Origin of the sequence: Paenibacillus phocaeensis, assembly GCF_900021165.1 — a bacterium.
GTDB lineage: Bacteria > Bacillota > Bacilli > Paenibacillales > Paenibacillaceae > Fontibacillus > Fontibacillus phocaensis.
This window is the reverse complement of the sequence record NZ_FCOQ01000009.1, coordinates 427,628-452,242: the sequence shown is the minus strand read 5'-3', so window position 1 is coordinate 452,242 and position 24,615 is coordinate 427,628. Positions and strand designations below refer to the sequence as shown.

At 50.7% G+C, this 24,615-nt stretch carries 17 protein-coding genes, 11 tRNA genes and 2 rRNA genes; 26 read left to right on the top strand and 4 right to left on the bottom strand.

Translation table 11 applies throughout. The features are described from left to right. From BN3795_RS05145 to glmS, 21 genes are all read left to right on the top strand, one after another. Positions 1-204, top strand: a 23S ribosomal RNA gene (locus BN3795_RS05145); the annotation flags it as partial. A gap of 62 nt (positions 205-266) precedes the next feature. Continuing rightward, a 5S ribosomal RNA gene (gene rrf, locus BN3795_RS05140) occupies positions 267-383 on the top strand. A 5-nt stretch (positions 384-388) separates the two neighbouring features. Beyond that, a tRNA-Asn gene (locus tag BN3795_RS05135) sits at positions 389-464 on the top strand. Positions 465-467: 3 nt separating this feature from the next. Beyond that, a tRNA-Thr gene (locus tag BN3795_RS05130) sits at positions 468-540 on the top strand. An 11-nt stretch (positions 541-551) separates the two neighbouring features. Continuing rightward, positions 552-626, top strand: a tRNA-Glu gene (locus BN3795_RS05125). 27 nt (positions 627-653) lie between these two features. Beyond that, a tRNA-Val gene (locus tag BN3795_RS05120) sits at positions 654-729 on the top strand. Positions 730-735: 6 nt separating this feature from the next. Continuing rightward, positions 736-810: transfer RNA gene (locus BN3795_RS05115), tRNA-Gln, on the top strand. Between the two features lie 14 nt (positions 811-824). Further along, positions 825-900: transfer RNA gene (locus BN3795_RS05110), tRNA-Lys, on the top strand. Positions 901-911: 11 nt separating this feature from the next. Beyond that, a tRNA-Leu gene (locus BN3795_RS05105) sits at positions 912-995 on the top strand. 8 nt (positions 996-1,003) lie between these two features. Continuing rightward, positions 1,004-1,078: transfer RNA gene (locus BN3795_RS05100), tRNA-Gly, on the top strand. A 9-nt stretch (positions 1,079-1,087) separates the two neighbouring features. Then, a tRNA-Arg gene (locus BN3795_RS05095) sits at positions 1,088-1,164 on the top strand. 33 nt (positions 1,165-1,197) lie between these two features. Beyond that, a tRNA-Pro gene (locus BN3795_RS05090) sits at positions 1,198-1,274 on the top strand. A 12-nt stretch (positions 1,275-1,286) separates the two neighbouring features. Further along, positions 1,287-1,360: transfer RNA gene (locus BN3795_RS05085), tRNA-Gly, on the top strand. A 346-nt stretch (positions 1,361-1,706) separates the two neighbouring features. Next, positions 1,707-4,502, top strand: coding sequence for a phosphoenolpyruvate carboxylase (gene ppc / locus BN3795_RS05080; protein ID WP_068783625.1), 2,796 nt, complete (start codon positions 1,707-1,709; stop codon positions 4,500-4,502). 277 nt (positions 4,503-4,779) lie between these two features. After that, positions 4,780-5,355 carry an RNA polymerase sigma factor SigW gene (gene sigW, locus BN3795_RS05075; RefSeq protein WP_198524651.1) on the top strand — a complete coding sequence of 192 codons (576 nt, stop codon included), beginning with the start codon at positions 4,780-4,782 and terminating at the stop codon, positions 5,353-5,355. Between the two features lie 134 nt (positions 5,356-5,489). Continuing rightward, on the top strand, positions 5,490-6,110 hold the full coding sequence (locus BN3795_RS05070; protein WP_068783624.1) for a zf-HC2 domain-containing protein: 621 nt from the start codon (positions 5,490-5,492) through the stop codon (positions 6,108-6,110). A 248-nt stretch (positions 6,111-6,358) separates the two neighbouring features. After that, the gene (gene cdaA, locus BN3795_RS05065) at positions 6,359-7,189 is read left to right on the top strand and encodes a diadenylate cyclase CdaA (protein WP_068783623.1); all 831 of its coding nucleotides are present in this window, start codon (positions 6,359-6,361) and stop codon (positions 7,187-7,189) included. Further along, positions 7,182-8,552, top strand: coding sequence for a CdaR family protein (locus tag BN3795_RS05060; protein WP_068783622.1), 1,371 nt, complete (start codon positions 7,182-7,184; stop codon positions 8,550-8,552). Before cdaA ends, BN3795_RS05060 begins: the two co-directional genes overlap by 8 nt. Before the next feature lie 100 nt (positions 8,553-8,652). Continuing rightward, positions 8,653-9,993, top strand: a complete 1,341-nt coding sequence (gene glmM / locus BN3795_RS05055; RefSeq protein WP_068783621.1) for a phosphoglucosamine mutase — start codon at positions 8,653-8,655, stop codon at positions 9,991-9,993. Positions 9,994-10,283: 290 nt separating this feature from the next. After that, a complete protein-coding gene (locus BN3795_RS25465) occupies positions 10,284-10,550 on the top strand; it encodes a hypothetical protein (protein ID WP_198524650.1) in 267 nt (88 codons plus the stop codon). A 182-nt stretch (positions 10,551-10,732) separates the two neighbouring features. Further along, a complete protein-coding gene (gene glmS / locus BN3795_RS05050) occupies positions 10,733-12,565 on the top strand; it encodes a glutamine--fructose-6-phosphate transaminase (isomerizing) (protein ID WP_068783620.1) in 1,833 nt (610 codons plus the stop codon). A 175-nt stretch (positions 12,566-12,740) separates the two neighbouring features. On the opposite strand, the gene BN3795_RS05045 is transcribed toward glmS, so the two are convergent. Then, positions 12,741-13,319, bottom strand: a complete 579-nt coding sequence (locus BN3795_RS05045; protein WP_198524649.1) for a TetR/AcrR family transcriptional regulator — start codon at positions 13,317-13,319, stop codon at positions 12,741-12,743. A gap of 154 nt (positions 13,320-13,473) precedes the next feature. On the opposite strand from BN3795_RS05045, the gene BN3795_RS05040 reads away from it, so the two are divergent. Continuing rightward, a complete protein-coding gene (locus BN3795_RS05040) occupies positions 13,474-14,433 on the top strand; it encodes a carotenoid biosynthesis protein (RefSeq protein ID WP_068783619.1) in 960 nt (319 codons plus the stop codon). 268 nt (positions 14,434-14,701) lie between these two features. On the opposite strand, the gene BN3795_RS05035 is transcribed toward BN3795_RS05040, so the two are convergent. The 3 genes from BN3795_RS05035 to BN3795_RS05025 form a co-directional block, all read right to left on the bottom strand. Then, positions 14,702-15,622 (bottom strand): VanZ family protein, encoded by a 921-nt coding sequence (locus BN3795_RS05035; protein WP_332835585.1) that lies wholly within the window; start codon positions 15,620-15,622, stop codon positions 14,702-14,704. Positions 15,623-15,763: 141 nt separating this feature from the next. Continuing rightward, positions 15,764-17,368 carry a response regulator transcription factor gene (locus BN3795_RS05030; RefSeq protein ID WP_068783617.1) on the bottom strand — a complete coding sequence of 535 codons (1,605 nt, stop codon included), beginning with the start codon at positions 17,366-17,368 and terminating at the stop codon, positions 15,764-15,766. After that, the gene (locus BN3795_RS05025; RefSeq protein WP_068783616.1) at positions 17,361-19,154 is read right to left on the bottom strand and encodes a sensor histidine kinase; all 1,794 of its coding nucleotides are present in this window, start codon (positions 19,152-19,154) and stop codon (positions 17,361-17,363) included. The genes BN3795_RS05030 and BN3795_RS05025 overlap by 8 nt, the downstream gene beginning before the upstream one ends. Positions 19,155-19,351: 197 nt before the next feature. On the opposite strand from BN3795_RS05025, the gene BN3795_RS05020 reads away from it, so the two are divergent. From BN3795_RS05020 to uidA, 4 genes are all read left to right on the top strand, one after another. Further along, a complete protein-coding gene (locus BN3795_RS05020; protein WP_068783615.1) occupies positions 19,352-20,239 on the top strand; it encodes a carbohydrate ABC transporter permease in 888 nt (295 codons plus the stop codon). Between the two features lie 13 nt (positions 20,240-20,252). Further along, entirely contained in the window at positions 20,253-21,083 is an 831-nt protein-coding gene (locus BN3795_RS05015) for a carbohydrate ABC transporter permease (RefSeq protein WP_068783614.1), read from the top strand. A 61-nt stretch (positions 21,084-21,144) separates the two neighbouring features. Next, positions 21,145-22,497, top strand: coding sequence for an ABC transporter substrate-binding protein (locus BN3795_RS05010; RefSeq protein ID WP_068783613.1), 1,353 nt, complete (start codon positions 21,145-21,147; stop codon positions 22,495-22,497). Positions 22,498-22,508: 11 nt separating this feature from the next. Next, positions 22,509-24,311 carry a beta-glucuronidase gene (gene uidA / locus BN3795_RS05005; protein WP_068783612.1) on the top strand — a complete coding sequence of 601 codons (1,803 nt, stop codon included), beginning with the start codon at positions 22,509-22,511 and terminating at the stop codon, positions 24,309-24,311. The last annotated feature ends 304 nt before the right edge of the window (positions 24,312-24,615 follow it).

Genomic DNA, 24,615 nt, shown 5'->3' with positions numbered 1-24,615 from the left:
GCACCAGTTGTTCCGCCAGGAGCACAGCTGGGTAGCTAAGTGCGGACGGGATAAGCGCTGAAAGCATCTAAGCGTGAAGCCCCCCTCAAGATGAGATTTCCCAATTAGTAAGACCCCTTGAAGACGACGAGGTTGATAGGCCTGAGGTGGAAGTGCAGCAATGTATGGAGCTGACAGGTACTAATCGGTCGAGGGCTTATCCAAAATAACTAACACGCAAACTACGTTTCGTATCCAGTTTTCAGGCGATCAAAACGCTTGAACCGTTTGGTGGCGATGGCGGAGGGGTTCCACTCGTTCCCATCCCGAACACGACCGTTAAGCCCTCCAGCGCCGATGGTACTTGGACCGAAGGGTCCTGGGAGAGTAGGACGCCGCCAAGCAATGTTCCCTGATAGCTCAGTCGGTAGAGCACTCGACTGTTAATCGAGTTGTCACAGGTTCGAGTCCTGTTCGGGGAGCCACTTGCTCTCATAGCTCAGTAGGTAGAGTGCATCCATGGTAAGGATGAGGTCACCGGTTCGATCCCGGTTGAGAGCTTCTCTACATAAGGCCCGTTGGTCAAGGGGTTAAGACACCTCCCTTTCACGGAGGTAACAGGGGTTCGAATCCCCTACGGGTCACCATCTTCGTTATATGTAGATCCCAGATTTGGAGGCTTAGCTCAGCTGGGAGAGCATCTGCCTTACAAGCAGAGGGTCGGGGGTTCGATCCCCTCAGCCTCCACCATTCTATTGGGGATTAGCCAAGCGGTAAGGCAACGGACTTTGACTCCGTCATGCATAGGTTCGAATCCTATATCCCCAGCCATTTTTTCCTCGCAAGAGCCATTAGCTCAGTTGGTAGAGCACCTGACTTTTAATCAGGGTGTCGAAGGTTCGAGTCCTTCATGGCTCACCAGTATTATCCTTGCGCGTGTGGCGGAATTGGCAGACGCACTAGACTTAGGATCTAGCGTCTTTGACGTGGGGGTTCAAGTCCCTCCACGCGCACCATCTTCTATGCGGACGTGGCTCAGCGGTAGAGCATCGCCTTGCCAAGGCGAGGGTCGCGGGTTCGATTCCCGTCGTCCGCTCCATCTTCATACGCGCCCTTAGCTCAGCTGGATAGAGCGTTTGACTACGAATCAAAAGGTCAGGAGTTCGAATCTCTTAGGGCGCGCCATTTTTTCAAATCAAATCAATACCACCTTATTGACGGGATGTAGCTCAGCTTGGTAGAGCACCTGGTTTGGGACCAGGGGGTCGCATGTTCGAATCGTGTCATCCCGACCATTTCTTTAAGGTGCGGGTGTAGTTCAATGGTAGAACTCCAGCCTTCCAAGCTGGTAGCGTGGGTTCGATTCCCATCACCCGCTCCATACATAACAGCAACATCATCGGATAAGATGATGTTTTTTGTTATAATTTTAGACATTACCCTATTTGGGGCCTCCTTCCCGGGTATAAAAGTTTTCTATCATTCGTTTATACTCTTGCATTTTACTGCTTTACCGTGTTAGGGTAAGTGAAGTTGAAGTGAATGGCGATCCGCGGCTTGTGCTCAAGCGGTCCAGACATATTTCTTACAAATTAAGTGAAGATTTTCAGGGCAGTTTATTGTATGATGTTAAGAAACGCCTGGCGAACGCCATTTGGTCTAAACGACAAAGATAATGACAATGCTGATCTTAGCTTGCTGCATTAGGGATGAAATGGGGGAGAAACATGACAGAGTTAACGGTTACCGCAGGAAAGGGCAACTCGAATAATCTGCTTCGGCGCGACATTCGTTTTTTGGGCAATATTCTAGGAGAGGTCCTGGTGCATCAGGGCGGCAATGAGCTCTTGGATATTGTCGAGAAGATACGTGAAGCCAGTAAATCCCTGCGGGCTGTATTTTTACCGGAATTGCATGAAGAATTTAAGGAAATGATTAATTCTTTGGAACCCGGGATCCGTCATCAGGTGATCCGTGCTTTTGCGATCTACTTCCAATTGGTGAATATCGCGGAGCAGAACCATCGTATTCGCCGGAAACGTGATTATGAACGTTCTGCCGGGGATGCCGTTCAGATCGGCACGATTGAGGCAGCAGTCCGCGATTTGAAGGAACAGGGCTTTAATTATGCGGAGGCTCAGGAAATCCTGGACGGGATGTCCCTGGAGTTGGTCATGACGGCCCATCCGACGGAAGCGATGCGCCGCGCCATTCTGGACATCCACAAGCGAATCGCTGACGATGTCATGCAGTTGGATAACCCGACGCTGACGTTCCGTGAACGCGAGCAACTGCGGGAGAAGCTGCTTAATGAAGTGATTACTCTCTGGCAAACCGATGAATTGCGCGATCGCAAGCCTACCGTGTTGGATGAAGTCCGAAACGGTATGTACTATTTTCACGAAACCTTATTCCATGTACTGCCTGAGGTATATCAGGAATTGGAACGTTGTCTGACGAAATATTATCCGGAGCATCACTGGCACATGCCAACTTACCTGCGCTTTGGCTCCTGGATCGGCGGCGACCGGGACGGCAACCCTTCTGTAACCTCCAGCGTAACCTGGGAGACGCTGCGGATGCAACGCAAACTGGCGGTTCGTGAGTATCAACGGATTTTGGCCGACTTGTTCAAGCATCTTAGCTTCAGCACCAGTATCGTGGACGTTACCAATGAACTGATGGCCTCGATTCAGCGGGATCGCCTGCAAGTGACTTTGCGCAAGACGCCGCAATGGAACAATGAGAAGGAACCGTACCGCGTGAAGCTGACGTATATGACGGAGAAGCTGCACAATGTATTGGATGAGAATACCAAGGATACGCCGGAGCGGTATCCGAGTGTAGAAGCGTTTATCCAGGACCTGAAAATCATCGACCGGAGCTTGCGTCATCATTATGCCGACTATGTGGCCGATACGCACATTAAGAAGCTGATTCGTCAAGCCGAGCTGTTCGGGTTCCATACAGCAACGCTGGATATTCGCCAGCACAGTAAAGAGCACGAGAACGCCATGACGGAAATTCTGGCGAACATGAATATCGTAGACAACTATGCCGAGCTTGAGGAGCAGGACAAGATCAAGCTGCTGGAACGTTTATTGAACGACCCGCGGCCTCTGACTTCTCCTTATCAGGAATACAGCGAAAATACGAAGGAATGTCTGGATGTCTACCGTACCGTGTACCACGCGCAAAAGGAATACGGTCAGCAGTGCATCACCAGTTACCTCATCAGTATGACGGAAGCCGCCAGCGATATTCTCGAGGTGATGGTTTTCTCGAAGGAAGTGGGCTTGTTCCGCAAAGATGCGGACGGCACGGTCGTTTGCACGCTGCAATCGGTCCCGCTCTTTGAAACCATAGATGACCTTCACGCTGCGCCAGGCATTATGCGTCAGTTGTTCAGCATGCCGATTTACCGCGAGTCGGTGAAAGCGATGAACGATCTCCAGGAGATTATGCTGGGGTACTCCGATAGCAACAAGGACGGCGGTGTGGTTACAGCAAACTGGGAGCTGCGCGTGGCATTGAAACAGATTACGGCTTGCGCCCATGAATTTGGCATTAAGCTGAAGTTCTTCCACGGCCGCGGAGGGGCGCTTGGACGCGGCGGCATGCCGCTGAACCGCAGCATCCTCGTACAACCGCCGGAAACGATCGGCGGCGGTATCAAGATCACGGAGCAAGGCGAGGTCATTTCGTCCCGGTATTCCTTGCGCGGCATCGCGTACCGCAGTTTGGAGCAAGCGACTTCGGCGCTGATTACCGCAGCGATTCAAGCGAAGCTGCATCAAGGACCCAGTCCGGAGGAGCAGCATTGGGAAGAAATTATGGCCGGTATTTCCGAGACATCACTTCAAAAGTACCAGGACCTTGTTTTCCGTGAACCGGATTTCCTGAAATTCTTCCGTGAATCGACGCCATTGGTTGAAGTGGGCGAACTGAATATCGGCTCCCGTCCATCCAAACGCAAGAACAGCGATCGGTTCGAGGATCTGCGGGCGATTCCTTGGGTCTTTGCCTGGACGCAAAGCCGCTACTTGTTCCCGGCCTGGTACGCAGCCGGTACCGGCCTGCGCAACTTCTACCAAAACAACGAAGAGAACCTCAAGGTTCTTCAGGATATGTACCAAAACTTCTCGTTCTTTAGAACGGTGATTGATACGCTGCAGTTCGCATTGATCAAAGCGGATTTGGTGATCGCGAAAGAATATGCGAAAATGTGCTCGGATCCCGAGGTGAAGGAACGCATCCTCAGCCAGATTGAGGAGGAATACCTTTTGACGCGGGACATGGTGTTGAAGATTACGGGGATTTCCGAAATCCTCGACAATTTGCCAGGCCTGCAGGAATCCATTCGTTTGCGGAATCCTTATGTGGATCCGCTGAGCTATTTGCAGGTGCAGCTCTTGACCGAATTGCGCACGGTGCGTGATCAAGGGCAGGACGACGCTGAGCTGCTGCGTGAGGTGCTGCTTACGATTAACGGGATTGCCGCCGGTCTCCGGAATACGGGCTGATCCCCGCAGGAAGCCGATCAGGAAGTCAAACCGGGCCTTCTCTATGAGAGGTCCGGTTTTTTTAAGGTCTGCTTTTACTGAATGTATTGCATTTTGCAAAAAGTTGCTTTAACATTTGAATGAAGTGCCGACGACTGGAAGTCCCCTTTCATTTAATCAGAAAGTCAGGTTTGAAGCTGGAAGGATGATTCTTGGAGTTTCCTTGAAGCAAAGGGACGAATAGCCGGACAGGCAGGGGTGAAGTAACGGAGCCTTTCCAACCGATTTGGGGGAAAATATGGTGGTGGAACATTTCGATGCAAGACTGGTGAAGCTGGCCCGCAAGGGAGATCAGGGAGCCTTCGCCGAACTTGTCGATTTATATAAGGATAAGCTGTATCATCTCGCATACCGAATGTTGTCTAACCGGCACGAATCAGAGGATGTCGTGCAGGAGACGTTTTTGAGGGTGCACAAAAACTGGAGCCGATACGACGACAAACAGAAATTCTCCACGTGGATTTATCGGATCGCGACGAATTTGTGTATCGATCGGCTGCGCAAGCGGAAGCCGAGCTATTATCTGGACGCAGAGATGAACGATCAAGAAGGCATGGACGGATATACCTTAATTCCTGGGGACGAGCGAACGCCGGAAACGGAATACCTGCTGTCGGAAACGCAGCAAACCATCCATCAAGCCATCGAAGGCTTGCCTGCCAAATACAAATCGGTGATCGTGCTTCGTTATCTGCAGGAAATGTCGCTGCAGGAGATCAGCGAAGTGTTAGATATGCCGGTGACGACGGTCAAGACGCGGGTTCACCGCGGACGTGAATTTTTGCGCAAAAAGCTGGAACACAAAATGCTGTAAAATGGGGACATTTCCGAGACATTATTTTTTGAAACATATTCTGAACCGTTACGTATTGTAAGGTAGGACGACTACGATCTTAGCCGTACCCTCCAATTTTCGCATAGATGATACTACTGAAAGGATTGGCTGATATGGAATGCAAACATGCCTCATCCATGATGCATGATTACCTGGACGGCGAATTAAGCCGCGACCATGCCGAACAGCTGAAGCTGCATCTAGACCAGTGTCCGGATTGCCTAAAGGAATTCAGGGAATTGGAACGAAGCGAAATGATGTTGTTTGCTACGATCAAGCAGCACACCAACATCTCCGCACCCGATGAACTGGTCAACCGGATCATCAGCCAGATCCCGAGTCAGCCTAAGCAACAGGCATGGATTAAATGGATCCGACGCCATCCGGCGTTGACGGCCGCGGCGATGTTCTTGTTGGTGATGTTGTTCAGCGCGGTATCGCTTTGGGATAGCGACGATCAGCTCGTCGTCAAGGGAGCGGACCTGGATCAGGTCATTATTCATGGCGATACGGTCACCGTGCCAAGCAATTCCAAAATCGTCGGGAACTTGACCATTGAGAACGGCAAAGCCGAAATCTATGGTGAGGTTCAAGGCAATTTAACCGTGATTGACGGCTCCTATTATCAAGCCTCCACGGCGCATATTTCGGGCGAAGTCAAGCAGATTGATCAAGCGCTGGACTGGATCTGGTACAGGATCATCAATACGTTTACGGAAGTCGCCTATAGGTGATCGTAAGGCGATATTAAATAAATTGGCGCCTCCCCTTGGGGAATCGGCGCTTTTTTATTTGACAGCAGAAGGTAAAAATTAACAATGGATACGAAATGAACCTATTTTTACTGGATGCTTGCATCTGACATGTGAACGTTATAACCTAGTAATTAGGGGAAACTTATAGAGACAAGCGTTAAAGCTGTACATATTGTTTCCTTGTCGGCGGGCCATACGTCCGCAAGGAACATTCCGGGGGTCGCAGCATGAACTATTTTGTGAATTTGACTTGGCAGGATACCATCAAGGATGTTATTGATATCCTTATCGTTACTTATATTATATATCACCTGATTTTGCTTGTTCGAGGAACGCGCGCCGTCCAACTGCTCAAGGGAATTCTGGTCCTGGTGTTTATTTGGGCGGTGAGTACTTGGTTCGACTTGTACACCCTGAAATGGCTAATGAACCAAATGTTTACCTTCGGGGTGCTCGCGATCTTCATTATATTTCAGCCGGAGCTCAGACGTGCGTTGGAGCAGCTCGGTCGAGGCAAGCTGTTTGGCCGGAACAGTGCGGACGAAGAGGAGTTCGGCAAAGAGATCGGCGAGATCATTAAGGCCGTGAATTATTTATCACGTAGAAAGATAGGTGCCCTTATTGTTTTTGAACGCGATACGGGTCTAAATGAATATACGGAATCGGGAATTCCGATGCAGTCCATCATTTCTTCACAGCTGTTGATCAATATCTTCATCCCGAACACGCCGCTGCATGACGGGGCCGTGATTATCCAGGGACATCGGATATCGGCCGCTGCCTGCTATTTGCCGCTGTCGGAGAATCCGTTCATCAGCAAGGAGCTGGGTACAAGGCACCGGGCGGCGATCGGGATTAGCGAGGTCGGGGATGCAGTATCTATCGTTGTTTCCGAGGAAACCGGACAAATCTCACTGGCTATTGACGGCCAAGTTGTCAGGGACATCAACGAGGAATCGCTGATCTCCAAGCTGTACGCGGAATTAGGTCCCAACGCGAACGTCAAGGAGAAGCGCAGTCCGTTCCGCAGACGGAAGGAGGCCGGCAAAAATGGATAAATGGCTGACTCATAACAATTTTGCCAAGGTCCTCGCGCTGGTGTTCAGTATCATTCTGTGGGCGATGGTCCACTTGGACAGCGGAACTCCTGTTGATTCCACAACTTTGGCGCAGCCGCGATACATCGACAACGTCAAAATCGAAGTGACCGGATTTGACGAGGACCATTTTGTTCTATACGATCTTGAGCCAAGTACGGTGCGTATGCAAGTCAAGGGAAAGCGGATTGATCTGACCACGAACTTCTCTGATTATAAAGCAAAACTGGATCTCAAAAATCTGGGACCCGGGACGTTCACGCTCCCTCTGACCCATGAGCTTCCGCCTGGGGTGGAATTAATCTCAATGGATCCTTCGATCGTAAAGGTCACAATCGAAGCCAAGGAGACCCGGAAGCTCCCGGTGTCCATCGTTACGAAAGGGGAGCCCGCCGATGGATTAGTCCTTGGGACCCCCATTGTTGCCGGGAATGGAACCGTTGACGTTACGCTGCCAGCGAGTGAAGTGCAAGAGTTGGACCGAGTGGAAGGCACGGTGGATGTCACGGGGCTGAAGGAATCGGTCAAAGGCAAAAGCGTGAAGCTGACGGCATATGATAAGCAGGGGCAGCCTATAGAGAATGCGAAGATTTCGCCTAGTTCCGTGGATGTGGATATCCCGATCAATAAGTTGTACAAGAACGTGCCGCTTGAGGTACGCAAGACGGGGCAACTTCCGGCCGGATATGTCTTAGCCGGTGTCGAGACCGATGTCGAGGGAGTCGTGTTATACGGCTCCAAGGAAGCGCTGGAGGGTATATCCTCCTATCCGGTGACGGTTGACCTGAGCCGTTTTGACGGTGCAAATGAGACGAAATACTCGGTGGACTTGACTCCTCCGGAAGGTTTTGAGAAAATCGAGCCGAGCTCTGTCACGATCACATTGCATGTAATGCCCGGGGGACAAAAGCAACTGGATGAGATCCCGATCACGGTAAAAAATGCCGGCTCGTTGTACGACGTGAAGTGGATCCGGCCGACGGAGCCGAAGCTGAGTCTGACGTTAATCGGAGCCAGCGAGGTGCTTGACGCACTCCAGCCGGAGAACATTCAAGTGATCGCCGATCTGGCACATTTGGGGGCAGGGACACATACGATCCCGCTCGAGGTAAAACTGCCTGAAGGTGTGGACCTGGCTGATCCGGGCACTTCCATGACCGTGGACGTGGAGCTGACGGAGAAAGGCAATCCGACCTCCGGTACACCGGCAGAGCTTCCGGATCCAGAGAATGGCGTACAGAGCCCGTCCGGCAACGAAGCACCGCCCCGCCAAGAGGATGGCAGCAATACGACGGAGGACGTTACAGCGGGGAACGGAACGTAACTTGAACCTATGCGGACAACTACGAATATAGACCAATCAGTCGACATCCGGGAGACAAGGAGAACGGTGCGGTGCTGGTAAAATTTGAAGGAGTGAAATCATGGGGAAGTATTTTGGAACTGATGGCGTAAGAGGAATTGCAAATAAAGAACTGACAGCTGAACTGGCTTATCAAATCGGACGCTGCGGCGGTTATGTGCTGGCGGGCCAGGCTCCCAAGCCTAAGGTCGTGATCGGCATGGATACGCGCATTTCCGGCGTCATGCTGGAGTCAGCACTGGTGGCCGGGATGTTGTCCATCGGCGCGGACGTCATCCGTCTGGGCGTCGTGACGACCCCGGCAGTGGCTTATTTGACACGCTTGCTTCAAGCGGACGCAGGCGTTATGATTTCCGCCTCCCATAACCCGGTGGAGGATAACGGGATCAAGTTCTTCGGCAGCGACGGATTTAAGCTGTCGGATGATACGGAATTGCAAATTGAGAAACTGCTCGACAAGAAGGCCGACGAATTGCCGCGGCCCATCGGCGGCGGTCTGGGCACGGTGACGGTGGATAATGAATCGAAGCTGAAATATCTCGATCATTTGAAAACGACGATCAGCTCCTCGTTCCAAGGGCTGAAGGTCGTTCTGGACTGTGCGAACGGGGCGGCTTACGAGCTGGCGCCGAAGCTGTTCCGCGAGTTGGGCGCTGAGGTGCATACGTTGGCGGCTGAGCCTAACGGCCTGAACATCAACGACCACTGCGGCTCCACGCATCCGGAACGGCTTAAGGAGGAGGTTGTCCGCCTGGGCGCGCATCTGGGGCTTGCCTTCGACGGCGATGCGGACCGCCTGATTGCCATCGACGAGTTGGGCGAAGAGGTAGACGGCGACTATATCCTGTGTATCTGCGGCGACGCGATGAACAAAGCCGGCAAGCTGAAAGACAGTACGGTCGTATCGACGGTCATGAGCAACTTTGGCTTCTACAAGGCGACCAAGAAACTGGGGCTCGCTACCCAGCAGACCGCGGTCGGCGACCGCTACGTGATGGCGGAAATGCTGCGCGGCGGCTACAACCTGGGCGGGGAGCAGTCTGGACACGTGATTTTTCTGGACTACAATACGACCGGGGACGGGATTTTGACGGCGATTCAGCTCGTCGATACCCTGCTGGCTTCCGGCAAGCCGCTTAGTGAACTGAAGAAGGTCATGAAGCAGTACCCGCAAGTGCTGGTGAACGTACGGGTGCAGGATAAGAGCAAGTTTGCCGGAAACGCGGTGATTGCCGAGGCGATTGCCGAAGTGGAACAGGAGCTGGGCGATAATGGGCGCGTGCTGGTTCGTCCGTCAGGTACGGAATCCCTGATTCGCGTTATGGCTGAGGGGCCGGAGAAGGCAGAGCTGGAGCAGCTGGTTGCGCAAATTGTGGAAGTTGTGGAGAAGCAGTTGGTATAACGGCCTGATTTTTCGTTTTTTCATAAATAGGACTTCAAGGACCGTCGGACGGGAGCGTATTCCTGTCTGGCGGTTTTTTGCATCCGGGTTGTCGGGACAAAAGACATGAATTGCCGAAACAGGACAAGATGATCATTGCCAAATCGGGTGAAGGTGCATATAATTAAGCATATTCGAGTAAAGAAAGCGAGGGTTGTGAGGTTTACCGGAAGTTAAGCGCCAGAACTTCATTGTGCGCGTAGGTTTGGGATCGTGGAGGGCTATCCGGCGTTCTCAGGAGACGATGCCGAGTGGACAGGGGCGGAAGGCCAGCCTGTCGGCGGCAGTCAGGAAATCTTGAGACGTCCGCCAATCCCAAGGTACGGCAAAGCGAAGTTGACGAGGTGGAGGTGTTCGGAATGTTCGGCGGGGGCCTCCCGGTGCTGCATCGCACCGTAACCGCAGCGGCAAAAGGAAGGGGCGACCTTTCCCACAAACCGTGCGGGCAGATGGATCAACACATTCATCGAGCTTTCATGAATGTACGCAAGCAAGCAGCGCGGAAGATTCCGCGGTAGACGGAGCAACATGGGCATTCGTGAAAAAATGGTTGAAAATTGCAGAAGGGTCTGCTTTTAACCGAGAGTTTTTTTGACAATTGAATAGTTCTGTCTCGGTATACCGCGTGAAATATTCTTCCGTGTTCCGCTTCTTACGGCCAAAAACCATCTTGTAAGAATGAAACGGAGGATAAAATATTATGTGTGGTATCGTTGGATATATTGGGAATCGGGATACGCAGTCGGTGTTGCTGGAAGGGTTGAAGAAGCTGGAGTACCGCGGGTACGACTCGGCGGGCATCGCGGTGTTTACATCGGACGGCTTGAAAATCGCGAAATCGCTGGGACGTCTGGCGAATCTGGAGTCGAAGCTGGAAGGTGCCCCGCTTAAGGGATCGGCCGGGATTGGCCATACCCGCTGGGCTACGCACGGCAAACCGTCTGACGTGAATTCTCATCCGCATACCGACCATACCCAGAAGTTCTCGGTCGTGCATAACGGGATTGTCGAGAACTATCTGGAGCTGAAGGAAGAGCTGATCGAGCAAGGGTATGTGTTCGTCTCGGAAACGGATACCGAAGTCATCTCCCATCTGGTGGCCCGCGAATATCAAGGCGATATCGTAAAAGCCGTTCAGAAAGCGATCGGTTACATGCGCGGCGCGTTTGCGCTTGGGGTCCTGACGGAGTATGAACCGGAGAAATTGGTAGCCGTTCGTCAAGCCAGCCCGCTCATTATTGGTCTCGGTGAAGGCGAGAACTTTATCGGCTCCGACATTCCGGCTTTGTTGAATTATACGCGGAACGTGTATATTTTGAATGATGGCGAGATGGCGGTGCTGACGAAGGATGCTGTCGAATTGATGACGATCGAAGGGAATTTTATTTCTCGGGAAATGATTCGTGTCGATTGGGACGCTGTGACGGCAGAAAAAGGCGGTTTCGATCATTTCATGCTGAAAGAAATCCACGAGCAGCCGAAGGCATACCGTGACACGATGCTGGGACGCATCGACGAAAGCGGACGTAAAGTCGTGCTTCCGGGTCTTAAGCTGTCGGACGAAAAGATCCGCAGTCTCACTTCGATTCATGTTATCGCCTGCGGTACGGCGTATAATGCCGGTCTGGTCGGCGGGACGGCGATTGAGCAGTTGGTGCGCATTCCGGTGATGAACGACGTCGCTTCGGAATACCGTTACCGTTCGCCGCTGATTACGCCGGATACCCTTGTCATTGTTGTCAGCCAATCCGGTGAGACGGCCGATACCCTCGCCGCACTGCGTGAAGCACAAGCCAACGGTGCGCATGTACTGGCGATCACCAACGTGGTCGGCAGCTCGATTGCCCGCGATGCGGACGATGTGATTGCGACGCTGGCCGGACCGGAAATTGCCGTTGCCTCGACGAAGGCGTATACGTCCCAATTGATCGCGTTCTACCTGCTTGGCCTGTATATGGCTCAAGTGCGCGGCACGCAAAGCGCGGACGACGTGGCTCATGTCATCGCAGCCATGCAGTCGCTGCCGGAGCAGGTGGAAAGCATGCTGGCTCAAGCCGACACGGTGAAAGCTTATGCCGAGCAAATCGCCGGCCATGAGCATCTGTTCTTTATCGGCCGCGGCCTCGACTATTCCGTCGTGCAGGAGGGCTCGTTGAAGCTGAAGGAGATTTCCTACATCCACTCCGAAGCGTACGCTGCCGGCGAGTTGAAACACGGCACGCTGGCCCTGATCGAAGAAGGGGTTCCGGTGATCGCGCTCGCGACCCAGGAATCCGTGCTGGAGAAAACGGTCAGCAACATCAAGGAAGTCAAAGCCCGTGGTGCGGACGTTATGGCGATCACGCACGAGGAACATGTGCCTGACCTGCTGAAGTCCGTGGACCAGGCGCTGGCCATTCCGAAGACGCTGCCGCTGCTGACGCCGGCATTGTCTGTCGTACCGCTGCAACTGCTCGCCTACTACGCAGCCCTGGCTCGCGGCAACGACGTCGACAAGCCGCGCAACTTGGCGAAGAGCGTGACGGTGGAGTAAGGAAGAGATTATACGGATGTTAGCCAGCTAAGTAAAGAAAAGTTTTAAATGGATTAATGAAGCAGCGGCAGAACAAGACTTGATAAATAAGTCTTGTTCTGCCGCTGTTGTGGTTTTCCTACCCCCTCTGCCTCATAGAAGCTGGTCGGGCCGATTGGTGAAGAGCGGAGAAATCCTACGATTCCTCAGAATAAAAAGCTTTAGATACGGATTTCGTGGCCTTTTCAATAAAATCCGCAATTTTACTGGGGCTTTCCTTCAGACCACTATTCACCCACTTCTTAATAATCGCGATGCTGCCATGAGCGGTAAACGTATACCAGGACTCAAATAAGGGTTGATCAAAATATTTTAATTCCTGCTTCCATCTCTCAATAGTTAAATCGTGGCTGATATAAAGGATTCGTTCTAATAATGCTTTATCGCCATGCTCCGAGAACAAAACCTCACATATCGTTTTATTCGCTTTTATATACTTACATAATTCATAAGAGAGCTTTTCAGGAGTTTTAAGGTTTGAAGAATTGATCACAACTTGCTTAATTTCTTCGTAAAGATCATTTTCAATCGTTGAAAGCAGCTCAAACTGGTTAGCATAGTGTGAATAAAAAGTGTTGCGATTAATATTCGCTTCTCTGCAAATATCGGTCACTGTAACTTTATTGATAGACCGTTCCGTCAGAAGCTTCAACAAGCTTTCTTTGATAACCATTTTGGTATATCTCACTCTATGATCTGTTTTTTTGTCTGCCATAATATCCTCCCTCCACATCATAAACGAACAAATCTTATACAGCTTGTAAGTTAACGAACATAATGATATCGAACTACCTGTTGTTTTACTAACACAGTGAAATTATAATTTATTTGAACGTTCAATTCAAATTCAACTCAGATGGAGGTAAAATATGGGTGATATAACGGTAGTGCCTGTATGGATTATTCAAGATATTATAGTCATAATTGCTGCTATTCTAATGGTATTCTATATCCTTGATAAGGAAGAGCATCCTAAAACGGTTCTAATGCAATTTATAGGTTTTGTGTTTTTTTACGCAGCCGTATTTGAAATTACTGCATCATCTCTTGGGGAAGGTTTCTACGCATATGGGCGGAGTATTTTAATGTTATTTAATATCCCTATTACGGTTCCTATTATTGAATTTCTGATCATTTATTCAACTTTGCGTGCTCTAAAGTCTGTAAATATACCGTCCTGGACCAAACCTTTTATTACGGGATTAAGCGCTATGGTTTTTGACTTTTCATTGGACCCGGTGGCCGTTAAACAAATATTTCAGACCATGGATGGAGTCATGGCAAGATGGACTTATTATCCTCTAGCCGGTGAACCTCAAATATATGGGGAACCCGTGATGAATTTTACAGGATGGATTTATATAGCGGGATATTGGACTACCTTTATTCTAATTGGTGAATGGTGGCACAAAAAGAAAGGATACAGTAAATTAATCGGTTATATCTATCCGTTGCTAGCCGCAATTGTGTCCTTAGCTTGTATGTTCTCACCTTTATCTAACTTCTTTAATTATATGGGGCCGTTCTTCGCCAGAACTTCTAATATGCAATGGGTGATGTTGATTGCCCTTTCTGTAATTACAACAGGAATTTTAGCACTCGCTTTTATAAAGTTCTGGGATCGGAAGGTTATTTATTCAATCACTCCCCAAAAAGATTTTCCTATCCTGTTTACTTTCTTGGGGTTCCCTCTAGTTAATACTATATTTTGCCTTATAGGAGGTTACACGGAAGTATTGTGGCTGGTCGTTCTGGCTCAGATATTATTAATGTTAGCCTGGATTGGAATTTATATTATGGGTAAAAAAGCAAGTCCAATGACGAAATAACCATAAGCAAATCCGTCGTGAGCGGGTCGCCCACGACGGACTGAACTTCAAATAGGAAAAAGCGAGAAAAACGCCCGGTTACCTGCTGCATTGGCAACCGTGCCTTCCATTCTCGCTTTTTTTCATACAGCAGAATATCTCCGATGCCCAGACCCTGCGCTCGCTCACCTCCGCCTAGTCAAGGCTCAGAACGATAATACCTGATTCAGCCATGCAGCTTGACGCGATAAGAATTTTCATGATGAAGCCACCTCCCATTTCTTTGCTCTTATTGCCAGAGATACTTCATCTCATTATAGCCGATGTCCCACACCTTCTCATTTCCCTTCACTGTGATCTTAAGCTCGTCGGCCTGTTCGAAAACCCATTCGAAATGATTCGGCGCATGGCCTTGAATTTCTGCGGAGTCGGACAGGATTTGCTGGCCGTCTACCGCGACGCTTACACTTCCCTTAAAATCGCCTTGATCGGGAATTCCATAATACATGGAAAAATAAAGCTCCTTCTTCTTCAACTTATAGGTATAGGTTTTCGCTTCTTCTCCTTCGGCGCTGTATACATTGAATTGAGGCGTAATCTCTTGATCGCCGATTTGAAAATGATAGGGTATTGTACTCTTCGGCGTCTGGCCGAGGTTGTCGTCCATATCGTTCAATGCCACAAACGGGCCTTGATGTTTGGTGAAAATCGGATCGATGGCGCTGCCGATTCCCCACACGCCGATGAGGAGGATAACGGTGGAAAGGCCCATTACGGCAATTTTCCGCCACAGGCTGGTTGCCCGGCGGCCCAATGCGTAAGCCCCGAAACCGATCGCCGCGCCCGATGAATTTTGCAAGACATCATTAATATCGAAGCTGCCAAGCAAAGTCAACGCCTGTATGGTTTCGATCACGAGAATCGACAGGATAAATCCGGCAAGGAATCGAACGAATCTAACCGGATAGAGCAAGGGAACCAGGATCCCGAAAGGGATGAATGCTGCGGTATTTCCAATACCCACAAGATCCATCAAGGTAGGGTGTAGAAAATCTGACGGATTCGGCAGTTTCAAGAAATTTTCGAGCTCAAAAATAAAAGTGTAGCTCGCCGCATCGGAACTGGCCCGATCGAACGCGAAAAACATACAATAAAGAACCAAACCGGTATAGAGTAGAGTTGCGAATAAAAGCGCCTTGCGGTGTTTCAACAAAATCAGCTCCTTTTTTCTTCCTACTCTTTATAAGACGGTTCTTCATCGGATTTTGCAGCAAACGATCCTAACTTCCCCATAACCGATAGGAATCGCGCGCGCAAGATCGGGCTGCCGAACGCCGGCAGTAACATCGATTTAATTCGATCTCCGGAATTCGTTCGGCGACATGCCGGTGTAATTCCGGAACAGCTTGATAAAATAGCTCGTATGCTCATATCCGAGCTGCTCGGAAATTTCCGCAATATTCATATCGGACTGATTTAACAACTCCTGGGCCCTTTCCATTTTCGTGCGGGTGACGAATTCAACGAAAGTTTCCCCGGTTTCCTGTTTGAAAATCCGGCTGAAATGAGACGGATTTAAATTTAAGCGATGCGCCATTTCTTCCATCGCGATCTTCTTGCCGGTATGGATTTGGACGTACCGCTGCGCCTCGGCAATTTCCCGACGCACGGTTTGCTCTCGCAGGGATTGAATCTCCCCCGATTTCTTTACAAGAAATGCCTCAAGCCATGTCAGCAGATAGTCCAGTGTTTCGATCGAAGCGATCTTCCGCTGCAACATTTCGGTGTCGAAATTTGTGACGAAATTTTGCATCACGGTATACTTGAGTTGGAGCTCCATGGTTAATTTCAGCACCCAGCTCTTCACGGCTTCGACCGGATACACCCTGCTTTCGATAACCTGCTTCCATGCCTTTACAGCCAGCGAAATCCGGTCTTGATCCCCGGAAAAAATGCAATCTTTCAGCTCTTGCAAGGCTTTGGAATAATGCAGGAAGAGATCCTCTTTCGTCGTCTCCACGGACCGTATTTTCGCATAGATCCGTTCGCCCGCATAGAAACGGAACGTTTTGGCGTCAAGCAACCGTTGAATTTCCTTCTTCAGTTGGAGCAAATCGCGGCTGACTTCACCGTAGACAAACGAAATACAGACGCGCAGATGTTGATACATCTGCTGTTGAACGCGAAGCAATTCCTCCCGAACGTCTTCGTAAAGGTTTCGTTTTAACGTAGCTGGAAAGGGGATCAACAACAGGTATTGCTGTTCGTTCAGGGCAAATATAAAGCGATCCCCCAAGCACACCAGCTCCTGCAAGGCGTTATCGATAACAAACTGCATATTGACCGCTCCGCCAAAACGAGTCTCCAATTCGGCGGCTCGTTCCGGCCAAGCCGCAACCGGAAGATAAGGAATGCCGCCCCGGAGAAGGATTCCGAAATTTTGAAATTCGTTCTCCCATTCCGTTTCGTTCCAAACCGGTTGTTCCAGAAACTTGCGGATAAACCGGGACCGGATTGCGGAAAGATTTTGTTGAATGACGTTTTGGAGTTGATTTCGGTCGGTTTCCAGCTTGTCCTCTTCGATCAATTGGTTCGATAACCGGCTCAGTACGGAAGCAATCTGGTCGATCTGAAGACTTTCCTTCAATATATAATCGTACACATTAAGCTTGACCGCTGCCTGCGCATAGTGAAAATCCTCGTGGCACGACAAGATCACCGTCTTCAGCCGGGGGTTGACCGCGCGCGCTTTGCCGATTAATTCCAATCCGTCCATCACGGGCATTCCGATATCCGTTACGAGAATGTCGGGACGATGGATCTGACAAGCCTCCCAGGCTTCGCCGCCATCGGAACAAACGGCGGCCAACTCCAGGCCCAGCTTCGGCCAGGGAATGCCGGCACTTAAAAATTCCAATACCGTGTAATGATCGTCGGCGATGAGAACTTTAAACATGAGGATCCTCCTCCTTGCGTATCTCGAGCGGCAACAGGAGCTCCACGCGGGTGTGCCGGCCGTATTCGCTTTGAATGTCCATATCAAACTGCTCCCCGTACAGCAGTTTCAAACGGCTGTAAACATTAAATAGCCCGATTCCGGTTGGTGGGATCCGTTCGCCCACGGCCATTTGCTCGATGAGCTCCCGCTTTTGGTAGTTCAGGTGTTTTTTTATGTTCTCAAGCGTCTCGGGAGTCATTCCCTGGCCGTCATCTTCAACCGTTATTTTTAAAGAGGATCCGGTTCTTAGTACCTTGACCAGGATTCTCCCGCCGCTTCGGGAAAAGCCGTGTTTATAAGCGTTTTCAATAATCGGCTGTAAAATAAAGCGGGGAACGCTGGCGGCAAACGGGTCCGCCTGAATTTCCCAACGGGTCTCGATCGGAAAGCGCGTGGTGAATTTCATTAAGTCCGTGTATTGTTTTGCCGTTTCAATCTCGGCATAGAGAAGGGCAATTTCATCCTGTTTGGATAAGCTGGTCCGCAGCAGCGAAGATAGCGAACCGACGACGATGGCGGTTTCTTCATCGCCTTTCATCAACAATTTTAAGCGGATCGAGTTCAGGACGTTAAATAGAAAATGCGGATGAACTTGCGCCTGCAGCATCGCCATTTCCGCTTGCCGCTTCAATTCCTGCTCCATCTTCACCTGTGCCAAAATCTGCTGAATGCGATCGAGCATAAAGTCAAACGAACGGCCAAGCTGGCCGATTTCATCCGGTCCGCGAATGTTGGAACGTACGCTCAAATCTCCGGACTCCACTTTCTTCGCCGTTTCTCCGAGCGCCACAACCGGCTTGGTGAAGTGTCGCAATAAATAGGTGAGGGCGAGTAAGAAGCCGATGGCGAACATGGCTTGCAGGATCAGCATCGTTCGATACATCCCGTTCAATTTTCCCGTAAGCTGCTCGTATGGAGCTACGCTCACCAGCTTCCATCCCGCAAAACGCAGCGGGAGTGACAGAAACAGCCGATTCTCCCCGTCCGTTTGGATGATCTCCGGCGCAGCAGGGACCTCCAGCGGCAGAACGCTCTCAAACTGGCTTCCGATCAAACCGGGGTTGCGATTCGAGAGGATCTTGTTGTTTTCGTCCAGCAGGAATACGTCCTCCTCCATGCCGGCAAATAGCTCGCGGATGGTGTCTTCTGTACGGCTGACTATGAGATAAGCAAACGGCGGTTTATTGACGGTCTCGGTCAAGGCTCGCGCAGTCAGATATACATACTGTTGTTTAGGGTACAACGGAGGTAGATAGTTATCGAGTCCGCCCAAGAACAACGTCTCGTAAGCCGTCAGGTGCTCCGCGCGTGTAAACCAGTCCTGCCGGAAAAAAAGCTGCGGTTCAAAGTCATAGAACGAATAATCGGAATACGCCCGGCCGTCCCTCGTCAGCAAGGTCAAACGCAGGTCCTGCTTCTCCCCGGTGATTTGCTCCAACCGGGTCGTCAGTTGCCTCGCGGCCACCGGACTTTCCTTCGCCTCTTCCAAGAGAGTTTTAATTTCCGGGTCGAATTGGACGAAATTCGATATCGAAACGATTTCCTCCAAGATGGCTTCCATTTGAGACTGTACAATCATAAGCGACTGCTTCGCTTTTCCGAGCGTATGCTCTCGGATGATGATTTTGGAATACACGCTGGTCGTGTAAAGCATACCGATCGCAGGCAGCACAAGGCAAGCGATTGAAGTAAGAATCAGTTTCTTGCGCAGGGACACATGCTTGAAGTTAAGGCGGATTCTCATGGGTTGTCCATCACCTCGACGATTGCATTATAAGGAAATATTAAAGCATTCCTCGGAAGGTTTCATTCAACATTTTTTTCTAAGCGGGAAAAAATATCGCAAATTTTTTTTCAAATTAGAAAAAATCGTTCCATGTGAGCCGGGGAGGGGCTCCCCTATAATGAGGGAGACACAGAGAACACGAATGAGGTGATGAGGTGATTCGGAAGCAGGCGTTTTATGAAACCGTTACCGGATATCTGTTTGTTTTACCGATGCTGGCTTTGACGATGACGTTGGTTGTTATTCCGATTGTGCTGTCGGGGGTGATCAGCTTCTCAGACTGGAACTTCATTGCGGGGATTGACGGGTTGAAATTCGTCGGTTGGGACAACTACATGGATCTGTTTCGAGACGAAGCGTTTCATCGTTCCTTGCGCAATAACCTCGTTCTAATCGCAGTTGTTCCGGTGTCGATGTTCCTTGCGATGGTGTTGGCTGCGTTGATCAACACGGGAACGTATTTCAAAAGTTTGTTCAAAGTGATCTATTTCATGCCGTTTATTTCCAGCATTGTGGCGATTGCTTTGCTCTGGAGAGTGCTGTTCCATCCGAACAGCGGTCCGATTAACGGTTTTCTGCGGTCGATCGGTGTCGAGCACCCGCCGATGTGGCTGGCGGATCCGAATTATGCGCTGCTGGCGGTCATGATCATTATGGTTTGGACTTCGCTGGGATTTAACATGATCATTTATCTGGCCGGGTTGCAAGGGATCCCGAAAGATCTTTATGAGGCGGCCGACGTGGACGGCGCTTCGCCGATCCGCCAATTTTTCCGCATTACGTTGCCCATGCTGTCGCCGACGACCTTTTTCCTGCTGATTACGGGGGTCGTGGGATCCTTTAAGGTGTTTGACCTGATTATGGTGTTGACGAACGGCGGGCCGGCAGGTTCGACCTCGGTCATCGTGTTCTACTTGTATGAAGCCGCTTTCGTCAATCTGAATTCCGGCTATGCGTCCGCCATGGGGATCGTTCTGTGGATTCTGATCCTGTTCATCACTTTGGTCCAATGGATTGGACAGAAGAAGTGGGTCAATTACTAGGAGGCCGTTAAATATGAGAACCCTACGTCTAAAACGGGTCATCATCACGATGGGGATGGGCATTGCGGGGATCTTCTTTATTTTGCCGTTCCTGTGGATGTTGTCGGCATCGTTCAAGCCGGAGCTTGAAGTGATGACCTACCCGATCCAATGGATCCCGAGCACATGGAAAATCATCGAGAACTACAGCCAGGTCTGGCTGGGAAGCATCCCGTTCGGGCTATATTATCTGAACAGCATCAAAGTGACCTTGTTGACGACCGCATTATCTTTGATCATCTCTGCCATGGCGGCCTACGGATTCTCCAAGGTGAATTTCAAAGGCCGGGATGTGGTGTTTATGCTGGTGCTGGCCACCTACATGATTCCGTATCAAGCGATTCTCGTGCCACAGTTTATTATGTTTCGCTGGCTCGGGTTGTTCGATAATCACCTTGGCCTCGTGCTGCTGGGGGCTTCGGGAGTGCTGGGCACGTTTTTGCTGCGGCAATTTTTCATGGGAGTCCATAACGAAATTATCGAATCCGCAAGAATCGACGGGGCGAATCATTGGCGAATCTTTTTCCGGATCGGGCTGCCGCTGGTCAAACCCGCGCTTGCAACTTATATGATTCTCCGTTTCATATGGACTTGGAACGACTATCAGAACCCGCTCATCTTCTTGCGTACCGATGCCTTGTTTACCCTACAGCTCGGGATCCGTAAATTTGCCGATTTCAACGGCGAATATTATTCGCTCATGATGGCGGGCGCCGTGTCCGCAATCTTGCCATTGTTGATCATCTTCATCGCAGGCCAGAAACAAGTCATTGAAGGGGTGGCCTCGGGAAGTGTCAAGGGATAAAGAGGAAATCAAGAAGTCATCTTTGGATCATGAAATTTCAATTAATCAAGGGGGAATTCGCATGTTGAAGAGAAAATGGACTCGTTTGATCGCCGCGTCGGCAATCCTTACGCTTATCGTTTCGGGATGTGCTTCAGGTTCGGGGGGGAATCAGGCTCAGGGAAGCGGGTCAAACGGCGGCTCGTCGAGCGACGGCAGCGTAACCATTAAGCTGCATACCTGGTATCCGAAAAAGACCGATAACTGGGATGTTGCCATCGCGGAGTTTGAAAAGAAATATCCGAATATTAAAGTGGAGTTCGTCTCCGCAGAGGACAACAATTCCAACGAATATTATAAGAAGCTCGATCTCGCGGCCGCCTCCGGGGAGGACTTGGACGTGATGATGTTCAGCAACATGAACTTCCTCAGCCAACGTATGGAACTTGGCATGTTGGAGCCGATCGACGGCTATATGGAGAAAGAAGGCGTCGTTTTGGCGGACGAGTATACGGTAGATACCAGAATTGCGGGGAAAACCTACGGGCTGCCGGGCAAATCTTCCCTGCCCCTGGTTTTCATCAATGAGAACCATCTCAAAGAGGCGGGGCTGGAGCTGCCGAAGGACTGGACCTGGGATGAGTTCATGCAGTATGCCAAGGCGATGACGAAAACCGAAGGCAGCAAAACAAGATACGGGACTTATTTCCATAGCTGGGCCACGATGGCGTTCTTTGTGCAGAATATGAACCAAGCTGTCGGAGCGAACTTGACGACGGATGACGGAACGAAAGCGAACGCGGATACGCCGTACGTTCGCAAATCGTTGGAGCTTCGATTGCAAGGGGAGAAGGAAGGCTCCGTGACGCCGTATGCCGAAGTTGTCAGCCAAAAATTGAACTATCGCCCGCAATATTTCAATCAGGAAACCAGTATGCTTTCGATGGCTACGTTTCTGGTTCCGGAAGCCGGGGGGACGGAGCAAGTACCGGCTGCGTTTAAAACCGTTTTTGCTCCAATTCCAAAAGTGAACAAGGAAGATCCGATTTCGGGCAATGTCAGCGGCGATGTTCTGGGAATCTACAGCAAATCGAAGCACAAAGAGGAAGCGTACACGTTTATCCGTTGGTATACAACGGAGGGAATCGCGCTGCAAGGGAAGTACTTTCCTTCCTGGAAGAAAGCGGATATGAACGAAGTCGTCGATAAGCTTATTGCCGGTACCCAAACCCCGGAAATGATTGACAAGGATTCCTTGCTCTACGTTCTTGAAAACACGAAGCAAACGACGCCGGCGGTCGCCGTACCGTTCCATGCGGAGCTGGAAAAAGTATTCGTGGAGGAATTCGATGCGATGATGCTGTCGGCCCAGGACCTCGATACGACGGTTAAAAACGCTCAGGAACGCATTCAGAAAATCATCGATTCCAAATAGGAGGGATTCCAATGCTTTACCCGATCGTGACGGCTTCCCGGACCGTGATCGACTTAAACGGAATATGGAACTTTAAACTTGATTCAGGTAACGGATTCGCTGAGAAATGGCATGACCGGCCGCTCTCCGAGACGATCCCGATGGCGGTCCCTGCTTCTTACAACGAGGCGGGCGTGAACGCGGAAATTCGAAATCATGTGGGCTGGGTTTGGTACGAGCGGGAATTCGCCGTTCCGAGCACGCTTGCTTCCGAGCGCATCGTTCTCCGCTTCGGTTCGGCAACGCATGAAGCCAAGGTGTACGTCAACGGGCAGCTGGCGGCCCGGCATGTCGGCGGTTTTACGCCATTCGAGGCGGAAATCAACGGACTTTTAATCGCGGGGAAAAACCGGCTTACCGTTGCGGTCCATAACGTGCTGGATGAATCGACGCTGCCCGTCGGCAACTATATGGAGCAAGAGGTGGAAGGTCGTGGCAAAATCGCCCGCAATCGCCCGAATTTCGATTTCTTTAATTACGCGGGACTTCATCGGCCGGTGAAAATTTATACGACGCCCTGGATCTATGTCCAGGATGTTGAAATCGTATCCGACTTACAGCCGGACGGTTCCGCCGCGGTGAATTATAAGGCGGACATCGGCGGCGGGACGGCCGAAACAAAGGTCAGTATCTTGGATGAGGACGGAGCCGTTGTCGCGGTAGGAGAAGGGGCGCAAGGAAGGCTGATCATCGCGGAAGCGAAGCTCTGGGAGCCGCTCCACGCTTACTTGTATACGATGAAAATCGAGCTGCTGCAAAACGGCGAGACGATCGACGAATACGAACAGCCCTTCGGAATCCGCACCGTGGAGGTCAAACAGGGTAAGTTCCTGATCAATGGCAAACCGTTCTATTTCAAAGGATTCGGCAAGCATGAGGATTCTCCGATTCACGGCAGAGGGTTCAATGAAGCGGCCAATGTGATGGATTTTCGCTTGATGAGATGGATCGGCGCCAATTCGTTCCGAACGTCTCACTATCCGTATTCGGAGGAGCTCATGCGGTTGGCCGATCGGGAAGGGATTGTCGTTATCGACGAGGTGGCGGCCGTCGGGCTGCATTTGAACTTTATGGCGATTCACTCGAACGGCCCGAAGCGGAACACGTGGAAGGAGATTAGAACCCACGAGGCGCACCGACAGGCGATCCGTGAATTGATCGCGAGGGATAAGAACCACGCCTGCGTCGTCATGTGGTCGATTGCCAACGAACCGGAAACGGCGGAGGACGGGGCGTATGAATATTTCGAACCGCTGTTCCGGCTGGCGAAGGAATGCGATCCGCAGCAGCGCCCCGTCACCGTAGTGACCTTGCAGGAAGGAAGCCCCGAGCACTGCAAAGTGTCGGACTTGGCAGATGTGCTGTGCTTAAATCGCTATTACGGCTGGTATGTGGAAGGCGGGGAGTGGGACCTGGCCAAAGCCAAGCTCCGCCAGGAATTCGCAGGTTGGCAAAGACGCTGCCCGGACAAGCCGATCCTCATGACGGAATACGGTGCGGATACGATCGCCGGATTTCACGATGTCGATCCCGTTATGTTCACCGAAGAATTCCAGGTCGAGTTTTTGCGGGCGAATCATGAAGTGTTCGACGAATGCGCGAATTTCGTTGGGGAACATGTCTGGAATTTTGCCGATTTCCATACGAGCCAAACTATTATTCGGGTTCAGGGCAACAAGAAAGGGATATTCACCCGCGACCGCAAGCCGAAATCCGCGGCACACGAGTTGCGAAAGAGATGGCATTCCATTCCCGATTTTGAATACAAGCCTTAAAAGGCTGCTCTCATCGGAAGGGCTCTCTCCGCATCTGCGGAGAAGCTACAGAATGGACAGGAAAATAAAATCAAAACGGCAAAAGCAGCCTATCCTCACCCGAGGATGGGCTGCTTTTTGTTCTATTCCTTAAAGGCTACAAACTCAACGCTGTCCGTAACTTCCCCGTCCTTTTGCTGCAAAAATTGGAGCTAACGTCCCGCGGCACCGAATCGTCAGCCTGTCAGGTTCCCCTTTTGAAGGGATGAGGTAAAAATCCTCGGAGTCTTGTAAATATCCTCTGTTTAACGAGCCCCCTCCTCTT